Source organism: Methylomagnum ishizawai (assembly GCF_019670005.1).
In the GTDB taxonomy this organism is placed as follows: domain Bacteria; phylum Pseudomonadota; class Gammaproteobacteria; order Methylococcales; family Methylococcaceae; genus Methylomagnum; species Methylomagnum ishizawai.
In genome coordinates this window covers 169,534-194,362 of the sequence record NZ_AP019784.1, presented here as the reverse complement: position 1 = coordinate 194,362, position 24,829 = coordinate 169,534, and the positions used below count along the sequence as shown (strand labels likewise).

The window sequence follows — 24,829 nt, the reverse complement described above, 5'->3', positions numbered from 1 at the left end:
ATTTCCCATGAATGCGGAGCCCGAACCATGAGGGCCGGTCAAGGAACGGGCCCGGTTTGCCAGTGGCACCCTGCTTCATGTCCCGCCCGCCATGGAAGTGGGGCGGAGGAAACCGCCGGGCTCGATCCCGCGTAGTACCCGCTCGAACAACAGCTTGTACGCCATGGCCACTTCTTCACCGCTTGTCGGGCTGTTGGATACGGCATCGAACGCGCAAACCGCCATGGCGTGCCGTAGCGCCGGGTTGTCTTGCAGGGTTTCCAGCCTATCGATGAGCCCCTCCCGGTCGCCGGCCTCCAGCACATAACCATTCTCTCCGTCCAGCACCAACGCGCCGGATCCGGCTTGGTCCACAACAAGCACCGGGACACAGCCCCGGCCCATGGCTTCCCGCAACCTGGATTCCATGTGGGTTTGATGGGTCAAGACGAGGAAGGCATCGGCCTGCTCGAAAACGCTCGCTTCCGCCGAGTCATTGATCGGGACAGGTTCTATCGGTGCCCCCCGCGCCGATAGTTCCGCCGCCAGTTGTTCCAACCAAGGAGGCGGCGGGCCGGGATAGGCGAGCCGCAACGGCGAACCCCAGTCCAAGCGCCGCTCGGCCATCCGGGGTGGAACCTCCACGGGCGGCATGATCGTGAGCAGTCGCGGTGCCAGCCCGGGATCGATCCGCAACAGGCGTTCCGCCACCGCCGCGCTGCCCGCCACCACGGCGTTCCAGCGACGGGCCCGCCGGGCGATCCCGGCCAGGCGCCGCTCGTCGATGGCGTCGATACGGCCAATCACGCCGATCCGGTCGGAAAGGCCGTGTTCGAACTCGCCGAGGGGCGAGGCCGCGTCGGCCAGATAAAGGCAGGGCGCTTGGCTTTCCATCCGCTCGATCAGCGTGCGCCAGCCTGGATGCCCCAGGTCCGGGCCGGGGGCGGCGATGGTGGAAACGTCTTCGCCGAAAGGTTTCTCCACCAAGGATTCCAGGGCTTCCGGCGGCAGCAGGATGTGTGCGGGGTTATTGTCGCGCCGTAGCGCTTGCGCCAGGTCCGCCACGATCCGGTTGCCCGGATCGGAGCAATGGCCCGCGGCCGCCATGAACACGGGATAGAACTCGACCCGTTCCGGCAACCATCGCGGCAGGGTGGCGTTGAGCAAGGTTCCAAGCGCGAAGCGGTAGTCTTCGTAGTCGTCCCGGTAGGTCGGGAAAGTGCCCACGCCGCGGAATCCCCGTGTATAGGTTATTGGAAATATCTTGAATCCCCCCAACTGGAAAGGCGGTTTGCGCAGGAGCCCCGCGGGTCGGCGGAAATCGCCCCGGACCGCCTCGTCCAGGACGCCGCCGAGCAGGGCCGCGTAGGCATCGACCAAGCCTTCCACGACCAAACCCTGCTCGATCACGGTCTTGTGGGCCTCTCCGGCCAGGGCTTGGCGCTGGCCGGGGTTGCGCCACAGTTCGGCCAGCGCCTGGAAAAAGGACTCCAGGTCGCCCGCGGAGGGGCGGTAACCGTTGATGCCTGGCCGCACGAGCCCGGCGAATTCGGGCGCGTCCGGGACGACCGGCACGCATCCCCGCGCCATCGCTTCGATCACTATGGGCGGCGTCCAGCCCGGTGCCTCGGTCACCAGCACCACATCATGACGGTCAAGCCGCGCCGCCAGCCATTCCCGCCGCGAAACCCTCCCGAGACCGGCCCCGGCCAGTGGCGGCAATGCTTGGAGCGAGGCCGCCGCTTCCGGGCCTGCGTCGATCAGGGTCAACTCGACGGGGATGGCTTGTTCGGCGAGCCGCTCGACGAGGCGCGGCAGATCGGCGGTGGCACCGGCATGGACGATCCGCAAGGGTTTGGATTTCCCGTCCACGTGCGGTTCGGAAAGGTCTATCGACTTAGCTTCCATAGCGATGAGCCGGATTCGTCCGGCGTCCGCCAGGGTCGGCAGTGTTCGCTCCAAGTGCGCGGCGGCCGCCGCGTTGGTGGTGGCCACGGCATTCCAATAGCGGCCCAGCCTTTCCGATTCGTCCAAATGCATCGCTTTGCTACCTCGTACGATGCCGACGATGGCGACCCGGTCGGACAAATGCGGGCACACATTCGAGTTGCGCCAGTCCTGCACGGGCAGGTAGACGCAAGGCGCGCGCTCTTCGAGGTAGCGGACCAGGGTTCCCCAACGTTCACCCCAACTGGCCGGTCTTGGGGCTGGCAACCGGACACAGGGAATATCCCGGGCGGGCAGCGAAGGCCGGCCATTGTCCTGGACCCGGTCGCTGTCCATCTCGGTCAGCAACAATTCGGCGTCGAAACCCCGTAGCCGCAACCCCCTTACCAGGGTTTCGGCGAACAAGCTTTCGGCGTTTGAAAGTTGCCGGGGCCGCGCCACGACGATCCGGCCATTCCCGCCGGGAGGGCCGTCCAGTTCCGGCAAGGGCTTGAGGCCGGGCAGGAGGGTGGGCGGGACGAATTGCCGGGACAGGCGGTCGGCGATAGCCAGGGTGGGTCTCTCGGCGTTTTTGGCGGCTTCGGCTGCGGTGTGTGCCCGCAGCTTGTCTTCGACATCGCGTTCCAGGCTCCAACCGGGGCGGTCCAACGCCTCATGGTACAGGTGCAGGAAAACCGGACGTAGCGGGGGAAGCGACGGGTGCACGAAATAATCGCCCCCGTCATCCAACCTCAATTCCGGGGTGTTGCTGTCGATGATGAAGTTGTAGCGCAGGGGCAGGCATGCCTGCTTTTGCAAGCCCAGCGACCATACGGTGGCGATCAGCGTGCCTTGGTCGCGGGTCTTCCAATAAGGATCGGTGAATATCTCCATCGTCAGGCGGTGCCATAGATCCATGAAGGGGTCCGCCTGCAAGCCCATGACGAATACCCCGCCATTCCAATGCATCCAATCGTCCCGCACGCTGAGGCCCCATTGGCGTTCGATGGCCTGGGCCAGATGGGAACAGTTCTGGCCCTTATCGCCGATGCATTCGCAGCGGACGGCCCAGGGGCTGAACTGCGCGACCCGGTTCCTGAGGTTGTTGAGGTCGCGCGCGAAGCTCACCGGGCCGTGCCGATGCTCGAAGATCGAATCCACCCCGCCGTCGATGGCGATGATATCGGTGTCGAGGTAGGTGTACTCGCGGCCCCGCGGCAGGATGCGGTTCAGGCGGGTCTTGAGGAAGATGCTGGCTTGGTGATGGTCGAAATGTTCGGGCGTCGCCACGTCGATCACCGCGTCGTGTTCGATGGCGATTTCGTTGCGCCGGGTATCGGTGACCACCAGGATCGGGAGCCGGGTCCTGGGCCGCAGGTATTCGAGCGACCGGTGCAAGGTACGCATATGCACCGCGGCACCGCACGCCACATAGACGAAGGCGCGTTCAATGGCCATGGCGCTGCTTCATACGGGCGATGGTTGTGGTGAGTTTCCCGAGCCCGTGCCGGATCATGTAGACCAGGCCGGTCTTGAACAGCGCGAGGTGCAGGCCAAACAGGACCAGATAAGCGGGATCGCGGAAGACCAAGGCCAGCAGGATGAAAACCGGGAACCAGCCGGTGTAGAACTCCCCGAGGAATTCATAGCCGTACAGCCTGACCCGGTCTTCGGGGAGCAGCCGCCAAGGCGGTGCCAATGCCATATTCCGATGAGCGATGAGTTCGAACATGCGCCAAGCGATGAACAGCGCGATACCGAGCGGATAAAGGGGGATTGCGCCGGAAACCGCCACGGTCATCGCCGTGAAGCCGGCCACCTCCGTGGGCAGCACCCAGTGCGCGATGATTCCCAGCGTGACGGCGCGGCCACGCCGGGTGGCGAAGGTATCGAGCCCGGATTTAAGGTCGTTCCCGGCATCGAGGCACTGGTGGTAGAGGATGCCGCGCAACCCGACGCACAGCGACCAAGGCACTATCGCCGCCAGCAGCCAGGGCAGGGATTCCGCCGGCCCCGACACTTGCGACCAGGTCGCGCAGGTAATGAGGGCGGGAACGGTATAGGCGTAGAGCGCGTCGGTGATGGGGCCGCCGATGGGCCGGACCTTCAGGCGCACCGGGGGTACGGCGTAGAGCGTCAAGAGCAATATCTGCAATCCCAGCCAAGCCATATTCCAGCCATCGCGTGGCAACCATAGCCAGGGCAGGCCCGCGGCCAGCAACAAAGCGAGCATGATCAAGGCGATCTGGCGCTTGGAACGTCCGCGCAAGGGATTGTCCTTGCCAGCGATACCATCGGCTTCGATATCGCACAAGTCGTTGATGACGTGGCCGAATCCCGCCACGCCGATGAACGCCACCATGAAAGCCGCCAGCGCCAACAGGGTCCGCTCCAAGGGGACCGGCGTCTCGGACAGCGCGAGCATGAGGTAGGTGAAAGCCAGCACGGGCGTGGCTTTGTCATCCCACCAACGTTCCGACTTGATCAATTTTTTGGCGGCGCGCATCGGTGTGTCCTCATCCATAGGGCCAGGATCAGCAGGCTCCAGGTTTTCTGGTCGTCTTGCCCGGCATAGGCTTGAATTGGGTCGAAATCGAGCAGGCCGAAGATGGGCTCCCGACGGTCGCCCAAGAGTTCGTGCTTGAGGTCGCGCATGGCGGGCCGCTTGAGCCAGGCAGCCATGGGACTGCCGAAGCCCTGCTTGGGCCGGTCCTTCACCTCGGGTATCCATCGGTCGCCGTAGGCCCGGCGCAACAGCAGCTTTTCGCGCTGCCCGTCCACCTTCAAGGTATCGGGCAGGGACAGGCAAAAGCTCGCGAGGTCGACATCCAGGAAAGGCGCGCGCAATTCCAGGCCATGGGCCATCGAGGCCCGGTCGGTCTTCACCAGGATATCGCCGGGCAGGTAATGGTCGGTGTCGTAGCGCAGCAGGTCGTCGATCCGGTCGCGGGGGTAGCGCGAGAAATCGGTGGGGGAGCGGGGTTCGATGCCGAGACCCAAGGACCGTTGTTCTGCGGGGGTGAAGTAAATCCGGCATTCCCCGGCATAGCGGCGCACAAGCGGGCTGCCGACCGGCGCTTCGGGCGCGAAGAGGCTTGCCAAGCGCCGCAGCCAGGCCGCCGATGTCTGGACGCCATCGGCCCGCGCCGGGGTGGGAGCGGGGGATTCCAGGCAATGCCGAGCCCAGCACATATAGCCGCCCAGCAACTCGTCCGCGCCGTCGCCGCCGAGGGCCACGGTCACATGGCGGCGCGCCTCCTCGCAAATCAGGAAGGTCGGCACGTTCGAGGAATCGGCGAAAGGCTCGTCGTAAACCTCCTGCATGCGTACCAGCAGCCCAGGCAGGTCGAGCGACTCGTCCAGGCGTTCGTGGTGCGAGGTACCGTAAAGCGCCGCGCTGGCCCGCGCATAGGGCAGTTCGCTTTCGACACCCGCCTTGAAGCCGAACGAGAAGGTCCGCACACCGGGTTGCCGCTGGCTGGCGATGGCCGCGACGGTACTCGAATCCACCCCCCCGCTGAGCAACACGCCGACCGGCACATCGGCGACCAATTGCCGCTCGACGGAACGCTCCAGCAGTTCGCGGAACCGTCCAACGGCGTCTTCCATGCCGATGCCCTCGACCACGTCGGGGGGCCGCCAATAGCGCTCCACCCGGATGCGGCCCCGTTCCCAACGCAAGAGGTGGGCGGGCGGCAGCACATGGATGTTGGCATAGATCGTCTGGGTCGGATGCACATACAGGCGCATCAAATACTGGCTCAGCGCCTGTGGGCTCAGCGTCGGCTCGACCAGCCCGGAGGCCAGGATGGACTTGATCTCCGACGCGACGATCAATTCGCCCTTGGGGCCATGGGCGTAGTAGAGCGGCTTTTCGCCGAAACGGTCGCGGGCGCAGGTCAAGGTTTGGCTACGCTCGTCCCAGAGCGCGAAGGCGAACATGCCGGGCAGGTAGGTGAGGAAACGGTTGCCATACCTCTGGTGCAGCGCGAGGATGACTTCGGTGTCGGTATCGGTCTTGAAGGGATAGGGCGCGAGTTCCTTCTTCAGTTCCCGGAAGCCGTAAATGGCGCCGTTGAAACAAATACCCGCCGATCCGTCGGTCGAGAGGATCGGTTGCTTTCCCCCCTCGACATCCACCACGCTCAGGCGGGCGGAACCCAGGGTGCAGCGGTCGAAGCGGTGCGTCGCCTGGCTGTCCGGGCCGCGATGGCGCAACGCGGCCACCATCCGGGCGACGGTGTCCGCGGCGGGCCTGACTTCGGGCGTGACCAAGGCCGCTATGCCACACATGGTCGGAGCCCCGCCTTCCGGTTAGCCACGGGCACTGTCATCAATAGCACGCCGTATCTGGATTCAAGCATCTACCAGATACTCCACTATCGAATGCGGACTCGACGACAAGACATACTCCAGGCTGATCCCCCCCGTTTCCATATATCTTTCCAACGACGCCTTGGCCTTGACTTGCAGCTCTTGCATCCGGGAGGGCGGCCAATCGTTAATCCGGCCATAAACCGCGATACACGCTTCCACATAGGCCAGGATCGCCGCTTGATCGTCGCTTCGGACCTGGAAATGCTCGAAGAGGACTGCGCGGGCGGCCTCCTCATTCCCGCTCCCTAGCAGGTACAGGTACATATAGCGGGCCACCTTGCCTTCCAGGGAGGCATTGTCGAGGTCTTCCAAATGCTGTTCGAGCCGTTTCGCGAAGGGGGAATCTTCTGTTTTCACACGCAACCCGTGCCAATACCGCACCATGTTGAGCACGCCCTGGAAGCGTTCGAAGTTGTGCCGGTGGAGGGTGGTTGCGCCGTCCGGGCGGAAGCGCTCGTAGACATCGATGATCTCGGCCAGGGATTCGGCGGGTAAATTGCGCATCGACAATTCATGGGGGAATTCGACGGTATTGAAGCCGATCATGATTCCGCGTTCATTGCAAAACTCGACCAAGGCGGGCATTTCCAGGGCGTTCAAGGTCATGGGGCAGACCGCGAAAGTCAGCGTCCGACCGCGGCGCTTCGCATAATCGATGAAGTAATCGATGTGGCCCATCACGCTGTCGTAATCGGCGTTGATACGGATCGCCTCGTAGGTTTCCTTCACAATGCTGTCGATGGACAGGACCAGATCGAAATCCATCGCCTCCAGCAGGCGTTTGACCCTGTCGTTCAGGATGGTGGCATTGGTGGTCACGACCAGGCGGATGCCGGGATTGAGTTCGGCCATCAATTCCCAGATTTCATAGTAGGGTTGCACCATGAACGGCTCGCCACCGTAGAACTTGGCGGAGTGCAGGTGCGGGATGAAAGGGCGCAATTGCCGTACGAACCCGCTGTCGTAGCACATCGGGAAGGGCGGCAATCCCTCCCGGTTCTTGCGGATCGAGGAGGAAAACATGCCCGAACACATCACGCATTCCAGATTGCAATTGTTCGAAAGCTCGAATTCCATCTGTAGGGGATAGGCCGCCCCGTCGGCGCGGGTTGCGGCGGCGGGGACGACCCGCGGATCGTCGAGCCTGTCGAATTGCACGGCATTGACGTTGCTGAAATTGTCCGCCGCCAGCGGCGAAACACAGAGTTCGCAGCCATGCGGCAGGGCTTCGGATAGCATTTGTTCATCGAGCCCCCGGCGGGGCTGGCCGAACCAGATATCCTCGATGGTTTGCTGCGGATATTGGCCGTAGGGCTGGGATCGGTTGAAGCAGCAGGCCCCGACATAGCCATCGCGGTTGAAATACATCGAGGTCGATGGCGCGTGGCATAGCTTGCGCTTATCCGCGCATTGCCGTATCTCGTTATAACGGCGCACGGCCTCGCTAAACTCTGTCTTGGTAACACCGCTGCTAACGCTCATATAGGGGCATTCCTGCTATTAATTTGTTTCGATGCTTGGGGTATTTTATTGTTGTATCTAAGGGAATAACGGGCATCTTTTATAGCGAATATCACTCGCCGCCGTGGTCAGGGCAATAGTGGGGGCAAAGTCCATTCGGCGAGTTTGATCAAAGGCGTAACTTTTTCCTTGGGGAAACCGAAATCCGTTTCCAAACCCCTCGCCAATTCCCTGGCTTTAACGCCCGAAAGCTCTAGGCCGGCTCCGGGGCTGGAATCGCCACGATGGCCCTCGCCATCCAGCAGGTCGTCGCGCTCTTGGAAGGCAATGCCAATCTCCGTGCCGAAGTCGCTGAGTCGCCGATGGACGGCGGACGGGGCTTGTCCCAGGATCGGCCCCACTTCACAACAAAAACGGATCAGATCCGCCGTCTTGTGCGCCTTCCCGTTCGCGCCGACCAAGTCCAGGGATTGCCCTCCGCTGATTCCCGTGGGGCCGATGGCGCGGGCGCAGGCCGTCACCAACCGGGTTCTGATCTCGGCGTCCGGCCAAGTTCCAGGTTCGGCCAAGGTCTGGAACGCCAAGGAAATGAGCGCCGTCGCCGCAAGGATCGCTTGCGCATCGCCAAACACGAGATGGACGGGCGCGGTGCCCCGCCGGGTTTCCGCGTTATCCATGACCGGTAGGTCGTCGAGTACCAGCGAAGCGGCGTGGAGGAACTCGACGCACACCCCGACCTGCTGCGCCGCGTGCCTCGGGATATCGAACAGGGCGCAGCCACAATCGACCAGCAAGGGTCGGAAACGCTTGCCGCCGCCCAACACCGCCGTCCGCATGGCCACGCTCAAGGGAGGCACCGCCCCGCTCGATGCCAGCGCTTGCTCCAAGGCGCGGTCGAATTGATGGACAAACCGCCCGATATAATCCTGGAGCGGGAGCGCGGCTTTCTCGTTGAATGGGTTCATGATGGTCGGAAAACGGCTCGTTCCGGTGTTGAATTCGGGAGCGCTTTGGGTATACAGGGTTGCCTTGCGTCACTTTTCGATGGGCGCGGCGTGACTGCTCCTGGGCGGAATGGACCCGTCCACCGGAAACACCGCTACCGGATCGCAACCCCATCGGCCCCGTCCAGTTCGGCCCGGAAATCGGCGATGAGACGCCCCAGCCCTTCCCTGATGGAAATGCGCGGCGTCCAGTCCAACAGCAGGCGGGCGCGCTCCGGGTCGCCCTGGAAGGTGGAAACGTCGAAATTCCTGGGGGGGGCTTGAACCACCTCGCAAGGCGAACCGGCGAGTTCCTTCGCCAACTCGGCCAACTGGCCCAGGCTGGTGGCCTGGCCGGTCAGGAAATGGATGGGCGGGAAAGCCTCGCCGCCGGCTTCCAGGCGGGAGGCGAGCGCCAGGATGCCCCGGACGGTATCGTCCAGGTGCGTGAAATCGAAGGTATGGTCCGCGCCGTCCACCCGCAGCGGCGACCCCATGACGGCGCCCCGCGCGAAAGCGGGAACGACCCGGTCGGGGTGGTCATGGGTGCTGCCGTAGACGTTCGACAAGCGGATGACGGTGGCCCGGAGTCCCTGGAAACGGGCTGCGTGAACGAGATTCTCGCCCTCGACCTTGGAACGGCCATAGACATTGACCGGTTTCAGGGGGGAATCTTCCGAGACCGGCAGGGAATCCGGTTGTCCGTAGACTTCCCGGCTGCTCGCGAAAATGAGCCAAGGGCGTGGGTTTTGGGCCAACGCCAGGGAGAGCACGTTCCGCACGCCCTCCACATTGGTCGCCCAGCAGTTGGCGGGGTCCCGCTCCCCGAAGATGACCCGGGAGACGGCGGCCAATTGGATGATCCCCGTACAGCCCTGGAAGGCATGGGCGATGGTGTCCGCCTCGCGTATATCCCCGAATTCCTTGCCATCGGATCGCAGGTCCAGGCCGATCACTTCCGCGCCACTTTTCTCCAGCGCCGCGCGAACTGCGGTACCCACCAGCCCGGCCGAGCCGATTAACAAGATGCGAGTTTTCATAACGTGTATTCAATCGTGCTTTAAAAAGTTTAAGGTTTGGTTGCTTGCCCAAATCAAGGGATATTCCGCGTGGCGGCGTGCCGATCCCCGTAAATCCGGCCCGTCGTCACAGCGTTTCCCGGCACAGGCTCCGATATAAATCGAGGGTTTGCCGCGCGATATGGGTATGGCCGTGGTTTTCCTCGATGCTCTTCCGGGCCGCCATACCCAATTGGCGGGCCAGCGGGGCATTCTCGATCAGGGTGCCGATCCGCCGGGCGAAATCGGCGGGGTCGTTGAGCCGGGCGAGCAGGCCGTTCTCCCCGTCCCGGATGATCTCGGGCAGGCCGCCCTGATCGGAGCAGACCACCGCCCGGCCGGCGGCCATGGCTTCCAGGCAGGAATAGGGGCAGTTTTCCCAAACGCTCGGCAGCAGGAAAACCTGGCACTGGCGTACCAAGCGGCGGATTTCGCCGATGCTCCGGTGCCCGAGCCAGTGTACCGACCCCAGGAGCGGCTGGTTCGCCAGGGCGGGCAGGATTCCGTCGCGGTAATGGCCGAAGAGATCGCTGCCGACGAACACCAGGCTGGCCTTGTAGCGGCTGAGCACGCGGATGGCGATCTCGCCGCAAATATGGATGCCCTTGCGGCCCTCCAGCCGCCCGACGAATAGGATGACCGGTTGGTCCTTGGGCAGTCCGAATTCCTCCAACGCTCTCCCGTCGTCCGCCTGGACGCGGTCGAACCATTCCAGGTCTAGGCCGTTGCTGATGACCGTGGCAGGCTGCGGGAGCCCGATGGCCCGACCGGCCTCCTCGGCCACGAACCGCGAGCAGGCGGAGATCGCAGTGGCGCGGCGGATCGCCTGCCGCTCGATCAGGGAACACCCGCGGATATCGCCCGGCCGGACCTCGTAGAAGGGCATGATGAGCTGCGATGGCGAGTGCAGGCGTATCACGGTGGGCACCCGCGAAACCGCCGTCAGCCAGGCCGCTTCCCCGCCGCATTCGGGCGCTTCGACCACATCGAAAGGGTGGTGCCGGTGCAGCTTCGCGAAGGCCCGCGCCATGCCCCAGGCGTTCAGCAGGCGCTGCTTGGTCCACCAATAGCGCACGCGGTTGAGGCCGGCTTCGATGCCCCGGATCAAGGGACCGTCGGCGCGGAAACGATGGACCCGCACGCCGCCATCCATGTCGGTGGCGATGGGCTGGGGATTCAACGCCCCGGCGAACACATGGACCTCGTGTCCCAGTTGGGCCAGGGCGCGGGCATGGTGCCAGGTATAGGTGCCGATGCCGCCGAACCCGGTCTCCGGCGGATATTCGTAGGATAGGAGGGCGATTCTCAAGGCTGGGACTCCGCAACCCGGGCCTGCCGGACGACCTTCCGTATCCGGTCGTGGAAAGCCAGTTCGCAGACCCGGATATCGAATTCGGCCCGCGCCCGTTCGGCGGCGGCCCGCCCCAAGGCCCGCGCTTGTTCGGGGTTGCGCAGGCAGGTCGCGATGGCGGCCGCCAGCGCCCCGGCATCGCGTTGCGGGACCATCAAGCCGTCCCGCCCAGGTTCGATGATTTCGGTGATGGAGCCGGCATCGCTGGCCACGATGGGACATCCCGCCGCCATGGCTTCCAGCACGGCGGTGGGAATGCCATCCTTGTCCCCGTTGGGCAGTTCGACGAAGGGAGCGACGAAAACCCCCGCCGCTTGGAGTTGCTCCCGCACCTGATGGCTATCGCAGCGCCCCAGGAACCGGACCGCGCCCGCCAGCGAAGGGCTTGCGGCCTGTTCCCTCAGGGCGCGTTCGTATTCGAGGCTGTCCGGGGAATTGGCATCGGCCAAGCCGATGATATGCGCGACCACCGGGAAACCCTCGGCGCGGAGCAATCCCACCGCCTCGATGAAATATTCCAGTCCCTTCTTGCGGTCCAGTCGGCAAATGGAAACCAGGGGGATTTCCCGTTGCCCCGCCGCCGCACCGGGGGCGGGGCGGGGCGGGAAGCTCTGGGCGTCCACCGCGTTGGGCTTGACCAGCACGCTGTCCAGGGGGGCTTGGCGGAGGCCTTCCAGTTCGTCGCGGATGCGCCGGGAGGTGGCGACCAGGATCGCGCAGTCGTCCAGATGCAGGGGCATCGCCTTGAGGGCGTAATCTTGCAGAAGGTGGTCGGCGTAGCAGCTGACCCCACGCGGCAGGTCCAGCAAAGTCGCCGCCACCAAGGCGAACAGCGACTGTTCATAGAAGAAGTAGCTATGGATATAGTCGGCGCGCCAAGCTTCCACCATCCGGGTGAAGCAAAAGGCATGGAGATAATGTTCCTGCCGCTCCAGTTCGGATTCGCTCATCCCCACCGCGTGGGCCAGGCGGCAGGTCAAGGCTTCCACCTTTTCCGGCATGCGGCTGCGATAGTGGGCCAGATCGTCGGCCCCCGTGATGCGGTGCAGGAACACCCGGCGCTTGAGGCTCCAGAGTATGGCGCAGGGGTGGGCCAATTCCGAACGCGGCCCCAGTTCGCCATAGAAAAACCTGAGCGGAAAACCGGCGTGGGCCAGGGCGGTGACTTCCTGTTGGACGAAGGTCTGGGAATAGATCGGAAATCGCCAGCAGGCGGTGACGGCGATCCGGGGCTGGGACCGGAACAGGGAGGAGAACCACGACTCCAGGCGCAGACGCAGGCATTGGGCCCGGTGGAAAAGCCGCAGCAACGGGACGGCATACCGATTCGTCTGTTTTTGGAGGAAGGACGTCATAGGGGTTTCTCTGTTTCGGCGACCGCTCAGGGCGTATCGCGCCAGCGGCGGGCATGAATTTCGTCATAGGGGATGAGCGGCTCCAAGCCCGCCGCTTGGGTAAAACAGTCGGTTTCGGCGGGGGGCTCCTGCGCAAGGGAAACCGCCGGACGGCGGATCAGGAGGCGCAGCACATGGGGGGCGATGCCCAGGATCATGCCTGGGGCCAGGGACCGTAACGCCCAGGCGCAGGCTTCCAGGCGGCGTCCCGACCAGAAGGCCACCCCGGCCAGATGCAGGGCCAGTTGGCCCAGCCCGCGCCGGATGGTCCTGGGGGACAAGCCCGGTTGGCGCGCCGCCAATTCGGCGATGACCCGGCGACCGGACCTCCACATGCTCATGCAGCTGGACGACATGCTGCCGGCCTGACGCCGGTAGCCCACGAGGATTTCCGGGACGCAGGCCACCGCGTGATGCTCGGCCATCCGCAAGAGCAAATCCCAATCCTCGCAGCCCTGTGCGGCCAGATCCCGCAAGCGGCTGTCATAACCGCCCTGGATCGTCGGCAGGTTCCGGCGGAACAAGGGCACGCTGGCGTTGCCCGCGAAATTCACTTCCAGCAATTTCTCCAGCACCCGGCCCTCCACCCGCCAGCGGGGAGAACGATCCAGGACGCGGTTGCCTTCGTCGATCCAGGCCCACCAGCAATACACGAATCCAACCTCGGGACCGCCCGCTTCCAAACAGCGGATTTGCCGCTCCAATTTGGTGGGTGCCCAGAGGTCGTCCGCATCCAAGGGGGCGATGTATTCGCCGCGGGAATATCGCAGGGCACGGTTCCGGGCGGCGGCGACGCCCCGGTTGCGTTGCCGCAGGAGGCGGACCCTGGGGTCGGTTTGCGCGGCCCGCGCCACCAGGGCGGCGGTATCGTCGGTGGAACCATCGTCCACCACGATGATTTCCAATCGCCGCCACGTCTGCGATAGGGCGGAAGCCAAGGTCGCCTCGATATGGGGGGCGGCGTTATAGGCGGCGACGATGACGGAGACCAAGCCCAGTTCTCCCTGCCGCTGGGCGGGACCGCTCCGAACCGGGGGCGGGTTGTCGCCGGGCGGCGGGGGCGGGGCGGCGATCCTCCGGGCAATGCCGCCCAGGACGTTCCTCGCCAAAGTGGAATACATTTCCACCGGGCACAGCGCGAGCCAGCGCGGGAGCGGGAGATGGGGGCGCAGCACCGACAGCGCCATCGCGGAGCGCCCGGACGCCCTGGCCCAGTCCGGCGCTTCACCCTGAACCGCCCGGTAGGAGGCCAGCACCGCGGGGAAAACCATGGCCGAACCGCCCGCAGCCAGGGCTTCCCCGGCGATGGCCGCCAAAACGGCCTGGGAAGGACATTCGTTGGCCGGAAGCCCCGCCAGCAGGCTGGACCTTAGGACGATCAGCGGATAAGGCCGGCCATCGAACCAGATTTGGGGAGCGCCATGGCAATCCGGCATATAGATTCGCGAGCCATCCCGTACATCCGACAGCCAGGCCGTGGCGACGGCGAGCCCAGGGTCTTGGGCGAACAATCCGGCCATCTCGGCCGCGAAACGCGGCGACGGGACGATGCCCGCGGATGCGAAGGCGATGGCTTCGCCCGGCGGCGTTGCTCGATCCCAGCGCTGCCCGATGGACAGGATAGGGATCGGGCCTGCCCCCGCGTCGCTCCGCGCCGGTATTTCATCGATCCATCCGCGATCCTTGCCTTTATCGGTGGCGGCGACCAGCGAGCCCTTGAACTCGAGATGGCGGCGCACGATGTCGGCGTTGCCGCATAACCCGCGGATACTCTCCGCCGCCGCCTCCCCCATACGCTTGCGCTGCTCGGGCGGCGTCGCGAGGGCTCTCTCCAGGGCCGCGGCAAGCCCGGCGGGCGAGCCATCGGCCGCGATCCAGCCGGAAACCCCGTCTTCCAGCATCTCCGTCATACCACCATGCGGCGAGGCGATCACGGGTAGCCCGCTGCCCATGAGTTCCATGCAGCTATTGGGGAAGTTCTCCCAACGCGAGGGGACCACGGCGAGGCTGGCGCGGGCCAGTACCGCTTCCAAGCCAATCCGTCCCAAATTGCCATGGAACACCAAGTGGCCGCGCCGGGACGGCGGGATGCGTCCGAGCATCGAATGCCGGACGGTCGGCCCCCCGGTAACGGACATCGCGGTATCGCCGCCCGCGAATTCGGCGCGGAGGGAGGGATGCTTCTCGGCGACCCGCGCCACGGCCTCGGCCCATTCCAACACGCCCTTCCGGGGTTCCAGACGGCCCACATGACAGACCGTGTTCCGCATCCAGGTATCGGCGGAACGGGTGATCGGGGCTCCCTGGCCCAGCGGATACGGTATTACCGTGACGCGCGACGGCGGAAAACCATGGCGGGCCGCGGTCTCCGCGGCGATGAACCGGCTCGGGGCGAGCAAGGCGTCGGCCTGGACGATGGAATAGGCTTCCATGGCGGTGGCGGCGGCGTAATCCGCCACCGCCGTGCTCCAGGCGTTGGCGGCGGTGATGCGCTCCGTCGGGGAATGCAGATGTACCACGCACGGCGGCTTCCGGGCTGGACCCAGGCCGCCCGCCCGCCGCAGCTGAAGATAGTAAAGCGGCGCTTCCCACTCCTGGGCCTCGATGACGTCGATGTCCTCGAACTCGACCAGCCGCTCGGCCAACAGGGCGGCCTGCCAAGCGAACGCCTGCGAGGGGAACGCCGATGCGATCATCGCCCGCTGTATGCCGCCCGGATGCTCCGGTTCCAAGGCCCAAGGATCGCGGACCGGCTCGTCCAAGGCCACGCGATGGATAATCAAACGCCCATCGAGCCGGTCCTCCCTCAAACGGGGAGCCCCCGGCCAGCGATGGGCGATCACATGGACGACCTCCCCGGAACCGGCCAGGTATTCGGCGATATTCCGCACGTAGGTGCCGATACCTCCGGGCAGGTATGCGGCGGGCGGATATTCGCGACACACGAACAAATGTTTCACCCATCCCTCCCTGCACTTTGAAGGGCCGGGTTAACCATTCGATTGCGCATCGCCAACCGAACCCTCATTTCGCCAACCACTGCGGCGTCAGCCGGTGGGTGCCGGTTTCCCGTTCCTCGTGATAGCGGGCGTCGGCGTTGACCGACCACACGTCCAGGCGTTGTCCCTCGCCCAGCACATTGCGGGCCGCATAGAGCCCGGTCAGCATGGAGTGGTCCATGTTGTTGTAGCGGTGCAGGCCATTGCGGCCGATGGTCTGAAGGTTCTCGAACCGGTCCAGGTAGCCCTGGAGGATGTTGAGCCGGTTTTGGTACTCGTGGTCGTAGATGGGATAGGCCATCTCCGCCCGCACCACCGTGCCGTCGATGACCTCGCGGGGCCGGACCAAACCCAGCTGGGCGCATTCGCGGATGCCCAGCTCGATCAGGCGCTCGTCCGGCCAGCTCCATTCCGGGTCGCTGTCCCATAGGAAGTATTCCAACCCGAGGGCGGTGGTATTGGGGGACGGAACCATTTCCGGGCTCCAGTTCTTGTAATTCTGGATGCGCCCGAGCTTGACCTGCGGCGAATGGATGTAAATCCAGTTGTCCGGGAACACCTCCGGCTTGTCGACGATCAACACCACGCTGAGGAAGTCCCGGTAGCGGAGGGCATGGGCGGCCCTGAGGACCGCGTCCGGCGGTGGCGGGTCCAGCGCCAGGATCAGGTCGCGGAGGGCCATGGAGGAAATAAAGTCGCGGCCACCGAATTCGACCCGTTCGCCACCCGGCCCCCGGCCATGCACGCACTCCACCCGGCCATGGCCGTGGACGACGGTACCCACCCGCACCTCGGGCACCACGGCGTTGCCCTGGGCGAGGACACGGTCGCGGAGGCGTTCCCACATCATTCCCGGCCCGAGGCGCGGATAGTGGAAGCGGTCGATCAGGGTGGTCGCCACCGCCTTGCCGGCACCGCCGTTCCGGCCGGTGAAGGCGTTCGCAAGGGCTTTGGCGAGGGACAGGTCTTTGATGCGCTGGGACGCCCAATCGGCGGAAATCTGATCGCAGGGAATCCCCCAAACCTTTTCCGTGTAAGTCTTGAAGAAAATCTCGAACAGGCGCCGGCCGAAACGGCGGCTGACCCACTCCTCGAAGCTGCGCTCCGGTTGGGAGTGCGACGCAAAATGGGCTTGGGCATAACTGAAGACGACCCGCAGCGATTCGGTAAGGCCCAATCCCCGCAAAGCGTTGACCGGACGCAGGGGATAGTCGAAAAAATGGCCGCGGTAGTGGATGCGGGAAAGCCGGGGCCGCTCCAGGAAATCCGGGCCGAGCACTTCCTGCCACAACCCGTTGATCACAGGCAGTTTCGAGAAGAAGCGGTGGCCGCCGATATCGAACCGGAAATCGCGGTAGCTGGCCGTGCGCGAGAGGCCGCCCATGGTGGAGGAGGCTTCGAGGACCACCGCCTTGGCACCGTTCCGGCCCAGCTCATAGGCGGCGGTCAGGCCGGCGGGCCCGGCACCGATAATCAGGGTATGCCGGTCACTCACTGGGATCCCGCGGCCTCTACGGCCGACGTCGACACCTCGGCGAGGGGAAGCGGCCCGCTCCCGTCCCCGCGTTCCACCAGCCGCACATAAGCGAAACCGCCACTAGCGTAAAGGAAATAAAGCCAATGCCAGGGCACCGCCCGGAGGGCGAAACCCAACCCGCGGCGTTCCTGGAGGAAGCGATAGAACGGTGCGTTCAGACCCAGCAGGGCGAACGCGGCGAGCCCCGCGATAGCGGCGCTGGTCGGCCACAGGGGCACCGCGCCCAGGGTGCCGAGCAGTAGCCAGGCCAGCCCGGCGCTGAACCGGCTTTGCAGGCGCAGGTTCAGGTCGTTCGGAATGTGCCCTTCGCGCAGCAGCAAGCGCGCCCAGGGGAGCGCCCGCTGGAAGACATCGGTACGCAGCATGCCCCGCATGTCCCAACGCTTGAGGTGCTTGACCTGGATATCCTTGATCAGGCGGATGCGCCGGCCAGCGCGCGCCAGCCGTTGGCCCAGTTCCACGTCCTCCACGGAGGGGTTGGCGAAATGTTCGTCGAAGCTGCCCACCGCGAAGAATGCCTCGCGGCGGACCGCCCCGCAGGCGCCCCAGAAGGTGCGGGCCTGTTCCTCGGCGGTTTGGTGTACGTAGTGATGGAGCAGATTGCGGTATTGGGACAGGAACGCCGGATGCCCTGGCGCATCGTCGTAGGAACCGATCAGGGCCGCGAGACCGGGATCGGCCCGGAATGCCGCCCGCACCTGGGCCACGACGGTCGGCGCGGGAACGACATCGGCATCCAGGAAGAACAGCACGGCACCCCGCGCGGCCCGGGCTCCGGCGTTCCGGGCGGCGGCGGGTCCGGAACGGCGCGGCAGCCGGAGTACCCGTGCCCCGAAGGCTTCGGCGGCGTCGCCCGAACCGTCGTCCTCGCCATCCACCACCACGATGATTTCCTGGGGAGGTGGGGCCAAGGCCGCCAAGCCCCCGAGGCATTGCCGGAATTCGTCACCACCCCGGTATACGGGCACGACGACGGTAACGAAAGGCGAGTTTTCTGGAGCGGAAGGAATGGACACGGGAGGTCTCGGGTAGGGTGTAGTAAGTATTATCACGTATAGAATAAGAATAACCGTCCTGGCGATGCAAGCTTTTCAAAATGTGCTACCAGGGCAATCGCGCCCTGTCGAAGGGGTCCCGAAAACCAAGCGGGCCTGGCGATCGTCGCTAAAGAAGCCTGCGGTTTTCGGTGAAAGCGTCGGCGCGGGCGCGGTTGGCGTCCACTCGTCTGGACATTTAGCAGCCCGCTGCACAAGGCAAATCCGACCGGCCCGCCAACCAACGACCGGGGTGTCCGGCCACGAGGTGGCGGGTGGCATGGCCGGAGGATTGGCATGTGTTCCTCGAAAATTCACAAACAGTCAGAAAAGTCTCGAATCCCGGCGTTGGATTCGGCCAAGTCAATTCACACTAAGCGTTTCAAGCACCCATGATGCGACCGCCATTCCGCTTCGACCGCGTAACCACACAGCGGCTATTACTCCTGCTGGGGTATGGTTTTTTGTTCGCCTGGGTTATGTCGCTCCATACTGGGCGCGCCCTCCTATTGGGGGGAACCAGCCTGGTGGCCAGCGATCCGCCCGCGCATTTCACCTCCGGCGCCCTGGTGTACGACTATCTCCGCACAGGCTTGGGGACGAATCCCCTAGCCTTCGCCGAGTCGTACTACGTGCGTTACCCCAAGGTGGCCATCGGCCACTGGCCACCGGTCTATTACGCCGTGCAAGCCGCCTGGTATGGCCTGTTCGGCGCCAGCCCCTGGACCGCCCGGGCGCTGAGCGCGGCGACCGCCTTGGTCCTGGTCGGCATGTTGTTCAGACGGCTCCGGCCGGCTTATGGTGGAGGCATCGCCGTGAGCGCCGTGGCGGTTTTTCTGGCGATGCCCTGGGTCCAGCGGACGGCGTGGGATGTGATGTCGGACCTGTTGACCGGCCTGTTCGTCTTCCAGGCGGTGTTCGCGTTTTCGGACCTGCTCGATGGCCGTGGCCGGCGGGCGGGCCTCCGTTTCCTCATCGGGTCGGTTCTGGCGATCCTAACCAAGGGCACGGCCCTGGCGCTGGGACCTTTCGTCCTGCTGGCACCCGCGCTCGCGGGGCGCGCCTGTCGGTACAAAGCCCGTTGGTATTGGGGGGGTGGACTGGCGTTGGCGGCTTTGGGCTCGCTGTTCTACGTGGCGATGCACTTGGCCGGGATGGGCTACCCGGTTGCGTTTGGTCAGCTCTTGGGGCACCTAGCGCAAGGCCATGTCAACCAAGAAGCGCTACATGCCTGGTTGTCCCTGGCCCCGCCGTTGGTGTTCGGTTTAGCCTTCCTGGGCTTCCTGGATGCCGCCCAGGCACGCTGGCGGCGGCGCGATACCTCGATGGGTACGACGGATGCTTTGGTAGCCACGACGTTCATTCTGGTGCAGGGATCGTTACTGGTGGTTTTGAACCTGACCCATGAACCCCGGGCCTTTCTGCCCTCGCTCGCGCCGATGGTCTTGCTCCTGGCCCGTGCCACCGCCCGGGCCTCTTCCTCCGCCGCGATGCCTAGCGCCAGCGCTATCGCCCTGCTGCTGACGGGCCTTGTCGTCGCCAATGCTGGACAAGTCAAACCGAGCCGGGTGGACGGCTACGCGGCGGCCGCGGCGGCGATTCCCTATCCGGACGGCGGCGTGCTGATCCTGATCGGCTCGGACCCGGCCGGGGAAGGCGCTTTTATCGTGGAACGGCTGTTCCATGATCCCAAGCGGGCCGGCGTCATAATGCGGGCCGGACCGCTCCTGGCCGCATCCGACTGGATGGGCGACCACTCAAGGCCGCGTTTCGACAGCCCCGTCCAAGTCGCGGAAGCGCTGAAAGCGCTGCCGGTCCGGTATGTGGTATTGGACGGGTCTGCGGAACCTTCGCCGGAATTGCGGCTCTTGGCGGAGGCTATCGCTGGCGATGCGGCATTCCAGTTCGTCGGCTGTTTCCCGATCACCGATACCGATCAACTGCGACCGCGCCGCGGCGACCTCCGGATTTATGAAAACCTGGCGGCGGGGGACCTCCATCCCTCTGTGGTTCGGGTTCATTTAGGGCTAGAGCGGGGCGGCAGGACACTGGAGTATCACTGGCCTTGAGCAGTCCACCCGACGGCGTCCAGGGACTCGGCTCAGCGCGTATATGCGGCGGGCTCATTGGGCTGACTTGAAGGGGAACCCACCGGCCTGCGCCGCCATCCGCGCCCAGATTGCCCCGGATGATGGCTTCCGGGAAGACGTTCCCAATGCGCGGCGTTCACCGAAAGCGGATGCCAACGAAGTGGCTGTGCCAGGGTTCGGTCCCGGCACCTGCGGGCAGGGGCCAGACCCGCGCGGGGCGGGGCTTGGCAGACGCCCCACACGGCGGCCAGCCGTTTGGGAGGGTTGGCCTCGAATTGCACCAGGAGGTCGCTGCCGGTGGCGAGGACGACCTCAACCGTTTTTTTGAAGGTGGAGGGCGTCGAGGGGGTACAACCGCCCCGCCAACCCCAGCGCTTCGATGAGCCGCCGGACGGCCCGGATCTCGTGGTCCTTGTCGGCGTCCTCGATCAGCACCTGGCCCAGCACGATCCGCTCCCCGACGGGCGAAGGCGCTCAGCACCTGGACCGCCCGCGTGTCCTCGAACCGGTCCCAGGCTCCTCCGCAGCGCCTTGCCGTCCAGGGCGATCGCGGCGGCATCCCCGCCCAATCCCGCCGCGTGCTTTTGGAAATGCGTGGCCACCTGCGCGCAGTCCAGCCCCCTCAGGGCGTACCGGATCGAGCTATACGCCGGCGTGCGCCGCCAACGGCAGCCGAACGCCTCGTTTAAACCAAACCGCAATCCCGCAGTAACGCGGCTTACTTATTTTCCGCGTATCGTCTCAATATCAGAAATGCCACCTATTGATTCGAACCTCCGCTTCTTGAATAAATCAGGCTGGCTCGGGAGCGAATCCCGCCGGGCTTCCAAGCCCGGTGGTTGGTCTTGCCCGAATCAATACGGGTTTACCCACCTATTATCGAATTTCACGGCGTCCGGGAATGATATGAAGGCATTATTCGTTTGCGGTTCCTTGAATCAAACCAAAATGATGTACGAGATTTCGCGCCATCTCGCGCCGCGATTCGATATCTATTTCACGCCTTATTTCTGCGATGGTTTCGGTAAATGGGTGCAAAGGTCGGGTGTCCTGGATTTCACCGTCTTGGGCGGGCGCTTCATGCGCAAGACCATGGAATTCCTCGACGAACGCCAAGTCGCCTTCGACTACGAAGGCCGCGACCGCCGCTATGATTTGGTGGTGACCTGTAGCGATTTGATCGTGCCACGCCGCATCCGCGATACCAAGCTGGTCTTGGTCCAGGAAGGCATGACCGATCCCGAGAACCTCACCTACCATCTGGTTCGCGCCCTGCGCCTGCCGCGCTGGATGGCGCAGACCTCGACCACCGGATTGTCCGATTTGTACGACATTTTCTGCGTGGCTTCCGAGGGCTACCGCGATTTGTTCATTCATAAGGGCGTGCGACCCGAGAAACTCAGGGTCACGGGCATTCCCAATTTCGACCATTGCGAAGCCTATCGGGATAACGATTTTCCCCACCGCGATTTCGTGCTGTGCGCCACCTCGGATATGCGCGAGACCTTCAAGTATGAAAACCGCGCCAAATTCATCGAGAAAGCCCGCCGCATCGCCGATGGGCGGCCCTTGATCTTCAAATTCCACCCCAACGAGAACGCGCAGCGGGCCGGGGCCGAGATCGAGCGCTATGCCCCCGAAGCCCTGTATTTCAGCGAGGCCAACACCGACCACATGATCGCCAATTGCGCGGCGCTGGTGACGCGCTATTCCTCGGTGGTCTACGTGGCCTCGGCCTTGGGCAAGGAAATCCATTGCGACCTGCCGCCCGAAGCGTTGCGGCGCTTGCAGCCGGTCCAGAACGGCGGTACCTCGGGCCGCAATATCGCCCAGGAATGCCTACGCCTGTTCGAGGCCGACAGCCAGCCACGCCTCCGTCCGGCGGGCCGGTTCCGCTTGAAGACCCTGGGATTGCCGCTGCGCCGGGCGGCGGGAGGCCACAGATGAATCGGAAACTGGTATTGGCGGTGCAGGCGCGGCTGGGTTCCAGCCGCCTGCCCGGCAAGGTGTTGAAGGAGGTCTGCGGCAAACCGATCCTGGCCCGGATGCTGGAACGGTTGGGCCGGGTCGAAACACCCGCCAAGATCGTGGTGCTGACGACCACCGACAGCGCCGACGAACCCATCGTCCAGCTATGCCGGGAGTTGGACGTGGAGGTGTTCCGCGGCCATCCGACCGATCTGCTGGACCGCCATTATCTGGCCGGGCTGGTCCACGGCGCGGAAGCCATCGCCAAGATTCCCTCCGATTGTCCCTTGATCGATCCCGCCATCGTGGACCGGGTCTTGGCCCGCTACGCGGTCGGCGATTGCGATTACGCGGGCAACCTGCATCCGGCCAGCTACCCGGACGGCAACGATGTGGAAGTGATGGGCATGGCGGCCCTGGGCGAGGCTTGGCGCGAAGCCGGGTTGGCCTTGGAACGCGAACATACCACCCCGTTCATCTGGGAACGTCCCGAGCGCTTCCGTCTCGCCAACGTGGCGTGGGAAAGCGGCCTGGACTACTCCTTAAGCCACCGCTGGACCCTCGACTATGCCGAAGATTACGAATTCATCCGCCGGGTCTACGAGGAACTCTATCCCGAACGGCCCGGCTTCGGCCTGGACGATATCCTCGACCTCCTGGCCCGCAAACCCGCCATCGCCGCCCTCAACGCCCGCTATGCCGGGGTGAATTGGTACCGCCATCACCTGCATGAACTGAAGACGGTCGATGCCCGGCATACCCGGATGCTCGATTGAACGGACGCTGTTTCCTCCACCGACCACGAACCATGACCGAAACCGAACAACAGGAATTGCAAGAACTGGCCCATCGCGTGCGCCGCCATGTGCTGCGGATGGCGACCGATGGGGGTTGTTTCATCGGCGCCTCCTTGTCCTGCGTCGATGTGCTGGCCTATCTGTACCGGCATTGGCTGAGGGTTTCCAGCGCCAAGCTGGACGATCCCCAACGCGATTATCTGCTGCTGTCCAAGGGCCACGATGTGCCCGCGCTCTATGGCCTGTTCGTGGAACTGGGCTTTTTGGAGCCGCACCGCCTCGCCAGCCATCTCAAGACCGACGACCACATCTATTGGCATCCCAACCGCAATATCCCCGGCGTGGAGTTCCATTCCGGTTCGCTGGGCCATTTGCTGGGCGTGGGTGTGGGCATCGCCCTGGATATCAAGCTATGCCGGGGCAAGGGCCGGGTGGTGGTGATATTGGGCGATGGCGAGTTGAACGAGGGTTCGGTGTGGGAAGCCGCCCTGGTCGCCGCCGCCAAGCGCCTGGACAACCTGATCGTGGTGGTGGACCGCAATGGCTTCCAGGCCAATCTGGCGACCGAGGCACTCATTCCGCTGGAACCCCTCGCCGACAAATTCGCCGCCTTCGGTTGGGAAACCGTGCGGTTGGACGGCCATGATTTCGAGGATTTGGAAGCCGGTTTCGCCCTGATTCCCAGGCGCCTGGGCCAACCCACCGCGATCATCGCCGACACCGTCCGCGGCCGGGGCCTGCCCAGCATCGCGGCGCGGGCCGACCGCTGGTTCTGCAATTTCTCCGCCGCGGAAATCGAGCAGTTGCTCGAAGAGCTGGAAGGCCACCGCCTGGCGGTGATCGAAAGCGACATCATCGTGGCCCGCTGATCCCGCCACCGACCGACGAGCCGCCCATGAATACCGTTCCCCGCAGCTACGAAGACATCCTCCACTCTGTGGCCCTGAGCGACGAGCGTTTCGTCGTGCTGACCGCCGAGAACCGCTCGGCCATCCGCGACTTGCCCGCCAAGCTCGGCGAGCGTTTCATCGATTTCGGCATTTGCGAGCAGACCCTGGTCGGGGCCGCCGCCGGACTGGCCTTGCGGGGCCGGATTCCGGTGGTCCACGCGCTGGCGACCTTCCTGACGCTGAGGGCGTTCGAGTTCATCCGCACCGATGTCGGCATCGCCCATTTGCCGGTCAAGCTGGTGGGCACCTTCACCGGCTTCGCTTCCGAGGCCAACGGGCCGACCCATCAATCCCTGGAAGATGTGGCCTTGATGCGCGGCATTCCGGGCATGAAGGTCTGGTGTCCCGCCGACGCGCAGGATTTGGCGCTGGGATTGGAAGCCGTGCTGCGCGATCCCGCCCCCTGCTATATCCGCTACAACGCGGCCAAGCCCCTGGCCAATCACGATGCGCCTTTCGAATTGGGCCGGGCCGAAATCTGGTCCGAGGGCACGGATATCACCTTGCTGACCTACGGGACGCTGTTCGGCGAATGCCTCAAGGCCGTGGCCTTGCTGCGCGATACCGGGCTGTCGGTGGGTTTAATCAATATGCGGATGCTCAAGCCGGTGGATACCGCCGCCATCGCCGCGGCGGCGCGGCGTTCCAAGCTGCTGGTGACGGTGGAGGACCATTTCCAGACCGGCGGGCTGTATTCCATCGTGGCCGAAACCTTGATCGAGCAAGGGGTCGTGGTCCCGGTCATGCCCTTGGCCTTCGCCGAGCGCTGGTTCAAACCGGCCTTGCTGGCCGATGCGCTGGCCTACGAGGGTTTCGACGCCCACGGCATCGCCGCCCGCGTCCAAGACCGTTACGCCCGCATCGAGGCTTAGCCCGCCCGTAGAAACCCGGCTTTCATCCGTTCGTTCCCAAACTCCGCTTGGGG

Annotated in this window: 17 protein-coding genes; 5 read left to right on the top strand and 12 right to left on the bottom strand. The window is 64.6% G+C overall.

What is annotated here, in order from left to right; genetic code table 11:
* Positions 1-75 precede the first annotated feature (75 nt).
* The 11 genes from K5658_RS21525 to K5658_RS21475 form a co-directional block, all read right to left on the bottom strand.
* Entirely contained in the window at positions 76-3,363 is a 3,288-nt protein-coding gene (locus tag K5658_RS21525; protein ID WP_221067116.1) for a glycosyltransferase family protein, read from the bottom strand.
* Entirely contained in the window at positions 3,353-4,411 is a 1,059-nt protein-coding gene (locus tag K5658_RS21520) for a UbiA family prenyltransferase (RefSeq protein WP_221067115.1), read from the bottom strand. The genes K5658_RS21525 and K5658_RS21520 overlap by 11 nt, the downstream gene beginning before the upstream one ends.
* The gene (asnB, locus tag K5658_RS21515) at positions 4,390-6,198 is read right to left on the bottom strand and encodes an asparagine synthase (glutamine-hydrolyzing) (RefSeq protein ID WP_221067114.1); all 1,809 of its coding nucleotides are present in this window, start codon (positions 6,196-6,198) and stop codon (positions 4,390-4,392) included. Before asnB ends, K5658_RS21520 begins: the two co-directional genes overlap by 22 nt.
* A gap of 63 nt (positions 6,199-6,261) precedes the next feature.
* Positions 6,262-7,764, bottom strand: a complete 1,503-nt coding sequence (locus K5658_RS21510; protein ID WP_221067113.1) for a twitch domain-containing radical SAM protein — start codon at positions 7,762-7,764, stop codon at positions 6,262-6,264.
* A gap of 107 nt (positions 7,765-7,871) precedes the next feature.
* Complete coding sequence (locus K5658_RS21505; RefSeq protein WP_221067112.1) at positions 7,872-8,708, bottom strand: polyprenyl synthetase family protein; 837 nt, start codon at positions 8,706-8,708, stop codon at positions 7,872-7,874.
* Between the two features lie 134 nt (positions 8,709-8,842).
* Positions 8,843-9,766 (bottom strand): NAD-dependent epimerase/dehydratase family protein, encoded by a 924-nt coding sequence (locus K5658_RS21500; RefSeq protein WP_221067111.1) that lies wholly within the window; start codon positions 9,764-9,766, stop codon positions 8,843-8,845.
* A gap of 106 nt (positions 9,767-9,872) precedes the next feature.
* Positions 9,873-11,093 (bottom strand): glycosyltransferase family 4 protein, encoded by a 1,221-nt coding sequence (locus tag K5658_RS21495; protein ID WP_221067110.1) that lies wholly within the window; start codon positions 11,091-11,093, stop codon positions 9,873-9,875.
* On the bottom strand, positions 11,090-12,490 hold the full coding sequence (locus tag K5658_RS21490; RefSeq protein ID WP_221067109.1) for a glycosyltransferase family 4 protein: 1,401 nt from the start codon (positions 12,488-12,490) through the stop codon (positions 11,090-11,092). Before K5658_RS21490 ends, K5658_RS21495 begins: the two co-directional genes overlap by 4 nt.
* A 26-nt stretch (positions 12,491-12,516) precedes the next feature.
* Positions 12,517-15,489 carry a glycosyltransferase gene (locus K5658_RS21485; protein WP_221067108.1) on the bottom strand — a complete coding sequence of 991 codons (2,973 nt, stop codon included), beginning with the start codon at positions 15,487-15,489 and terminating at the stop codon, positions 12,517-12,519.
* Positions 15,490-15,553: 64 nt separating this feature from the next.
* Entirely contained in the window at positions 15,554-17,023 is a 1,470-nt protein-coding gene (locus tag K5658_RS21480) for an NAD(P)/FAD-dependent oxidoreductase (protein ID WP_221067107.1), read from the bottom strand.
* Complete coding sequence (locus tag K5658_RS21475) at positions 17,020-18,081, bottom strand: glycosyltransferase family 2 protein (RefSeq protein WP_246628677.1); 1,062 nt, start codon at positions 18,079-18,081, stop codon at positions 17,020-17,022. Before K5658_RS21475 ends, K5658_RS21480 begins: the two co-directional genes overlap by 4 nt.
* A 545-nt stretch (positions 18,082-18,626) precedes the next feature.
* On the opposite strand from K5658_RS21475, the gene K5658_RS21470 reads away from it, so the two are divergent.
* Positions 18,627-20,168, top strand: coding sequence for an ArnT family glycosyltransferase (locus K5658_RS21470; protein ID WP_221067106.1), 1,542 nt, complete (start codon positions 18,627-18,629; stop codon positions 20,166-20,168).
* Between the two features lie 333 nt (positions 20,169-20,501).
* Here the strand turns inward: K5658_RS21470 and K5658_RS24030 are convergent, their stop codons facing one another.
* Complete coding sequence (locus K5658_RS24030) at positions 20,502-20,636, bottom strand: hypothetical protein (RefSeq protein WP_281425990.1); 135 nt, start codon at positions 20,634-20,636, stop codon at positions 20,502-20,504.
* 459 nt (positions 20,637-21,095) lie between these two features.
* Here K5658_RS24030 and K5658_RS21465 point away from each other — a divergent pair, with 459 nt between their 5' ends.
* Genes K5658_RS21465 through K5658_RS21450 form a run of 4 tightly spaced genes read left to right on the top strand, consistent with a single transcriptional unit; the run spans position 21,096 to position 24,776 of the window.
* Positions 21,096-22,136, top strand: a complete 1,041-nt coding sequence (locus K5658_RS21465) for a hypothetical protein (RefSeq protein ID WP_246628676.1) — start codon at positions 21,096-21,098, stop codon at positions 22,134-22,136.
* The gene (locus K5658_RS21460; RefSeq protein ID WP_221067105.1) at positions 22,133-22,933 is read left to right on the top strand and encodes a cytidylyltransferase domain-containing protein; all 801 of its coding nucleotides are present in this window, start codon (positions 22,133-22,135) and stop codon (positions 22,931-22,933) included. The genes K5658_RS21465 and K5658_RS21460 overlap by 4 nt, the downstream gene beginning before the upstream one ends.
* Before the next feature lie 32 nt (positions 22,934-22,965).
* Complete coding sequence (locus tag K5658_RS21455; protein WP_221067104.1) at positions 22,966-23,823, top strand: transketolase; 858 nt, start codon at positions 22,966-22,968, stop codon at positions 23,821-23,823.
* A gap of 26 nt (positions 23,824-23,849) precedes the next feature.
* Positions 23,850-24,776, top strand: a complete 927-nt coding sequence (locus K5658_RS21450; protein WP_221067103.1) for a transketolase family protein — start codon at positions 23,850-23,852, stop codon at positions 24,774-24,776.
* Positions 24,777-24,829 lie beyond the last annotated feature (53 nt).

What these genes read in the sequence shown, in the direction of transcription:
- K5658_RS21525 (WP_221067116.1), bottom strand. Translation starts at nt 3,363, where the DNA reads ATGGCCATTGAACGCGCCTTCGTCTATGTGGCGTGCGGTGCCGCGGTG.
- K5658_RS21450 (WP_221067103.1), top strand. Translation starts at nt 23,850, where the DNA reads ATGAATACCGTTCCCCGCAGCTACGAAGACATCCTCCACTCTGTGGCC.
- K5658_RS21465 (WP_246628676.1), top strand. Translation starts at nt 21,096, where the DNA reads ATGAAGGCATTATTCGTTTGCGGTTCCTTGAATCAAACCAAAATGATG.
- asnB (WP_221067114.1), bottom strand. Translation starts at nt 6,198, where the DNA reads ATGTGTGGCATAGCGGCCTTGGTCACGCCCGAAGTCAGGCCCGCCGCG.
- K5658_RS21520 (WP_221067115.1), bottom strand. Translation starts at nt 4,411, where the DNA reads ATGCGCGCCGCCAAAAAATTGATCAAGTCGGAACGTTGGTGGGATGAC.
- K5658_RS21505 (WP_221067112.1), bottom strand. Translation starts at nt 8,708, where the DNA reads ATGAACCCATTCAACGAGAAAGCCGCGCTCCCGCTCCAGGATTATATC.
- K5658_RS21510 (WP_221067113.1), bottom strand. Translation starts at nt 7,764, where the DNA reads ATGAGCGTTAGCAGCGGTGTTACCAAGACAGAGTTTAGCGAGGCCGTG.
- K5658_RS21455 (WP_221067104.1), top strand. Translation starts at nt 22,966, where the DNA reads ATGACCGAAACCGAACAACAGGAATTGCAAGAACTGGCCCATCGCGTG.
- K5658_RS21500 (WP_221067111.1), bottom strand. Translation starts at nt 9,766, where the DNA reads ATGAAAACTCGCATCTTGTTAATCGGCTCGGCCGGGCTGGTGGGTACC.
- K5658_RS21460 (WP_221067105.1), top strand. Translation starts at nt 22,133, where the DNA reads ATGAATCGGAAACTGGTATTGGCGGTGCAGGCGCGGCTGGGTTCCAGC.
- K5658_RS21490 (WP_221067109.1), bottom strand. Translation starts at nt 12,490, where the DNA reads ATGACGTCCTTCCTCCAAAAACAGACGAATCGGTATGCCGTCCCGTTG.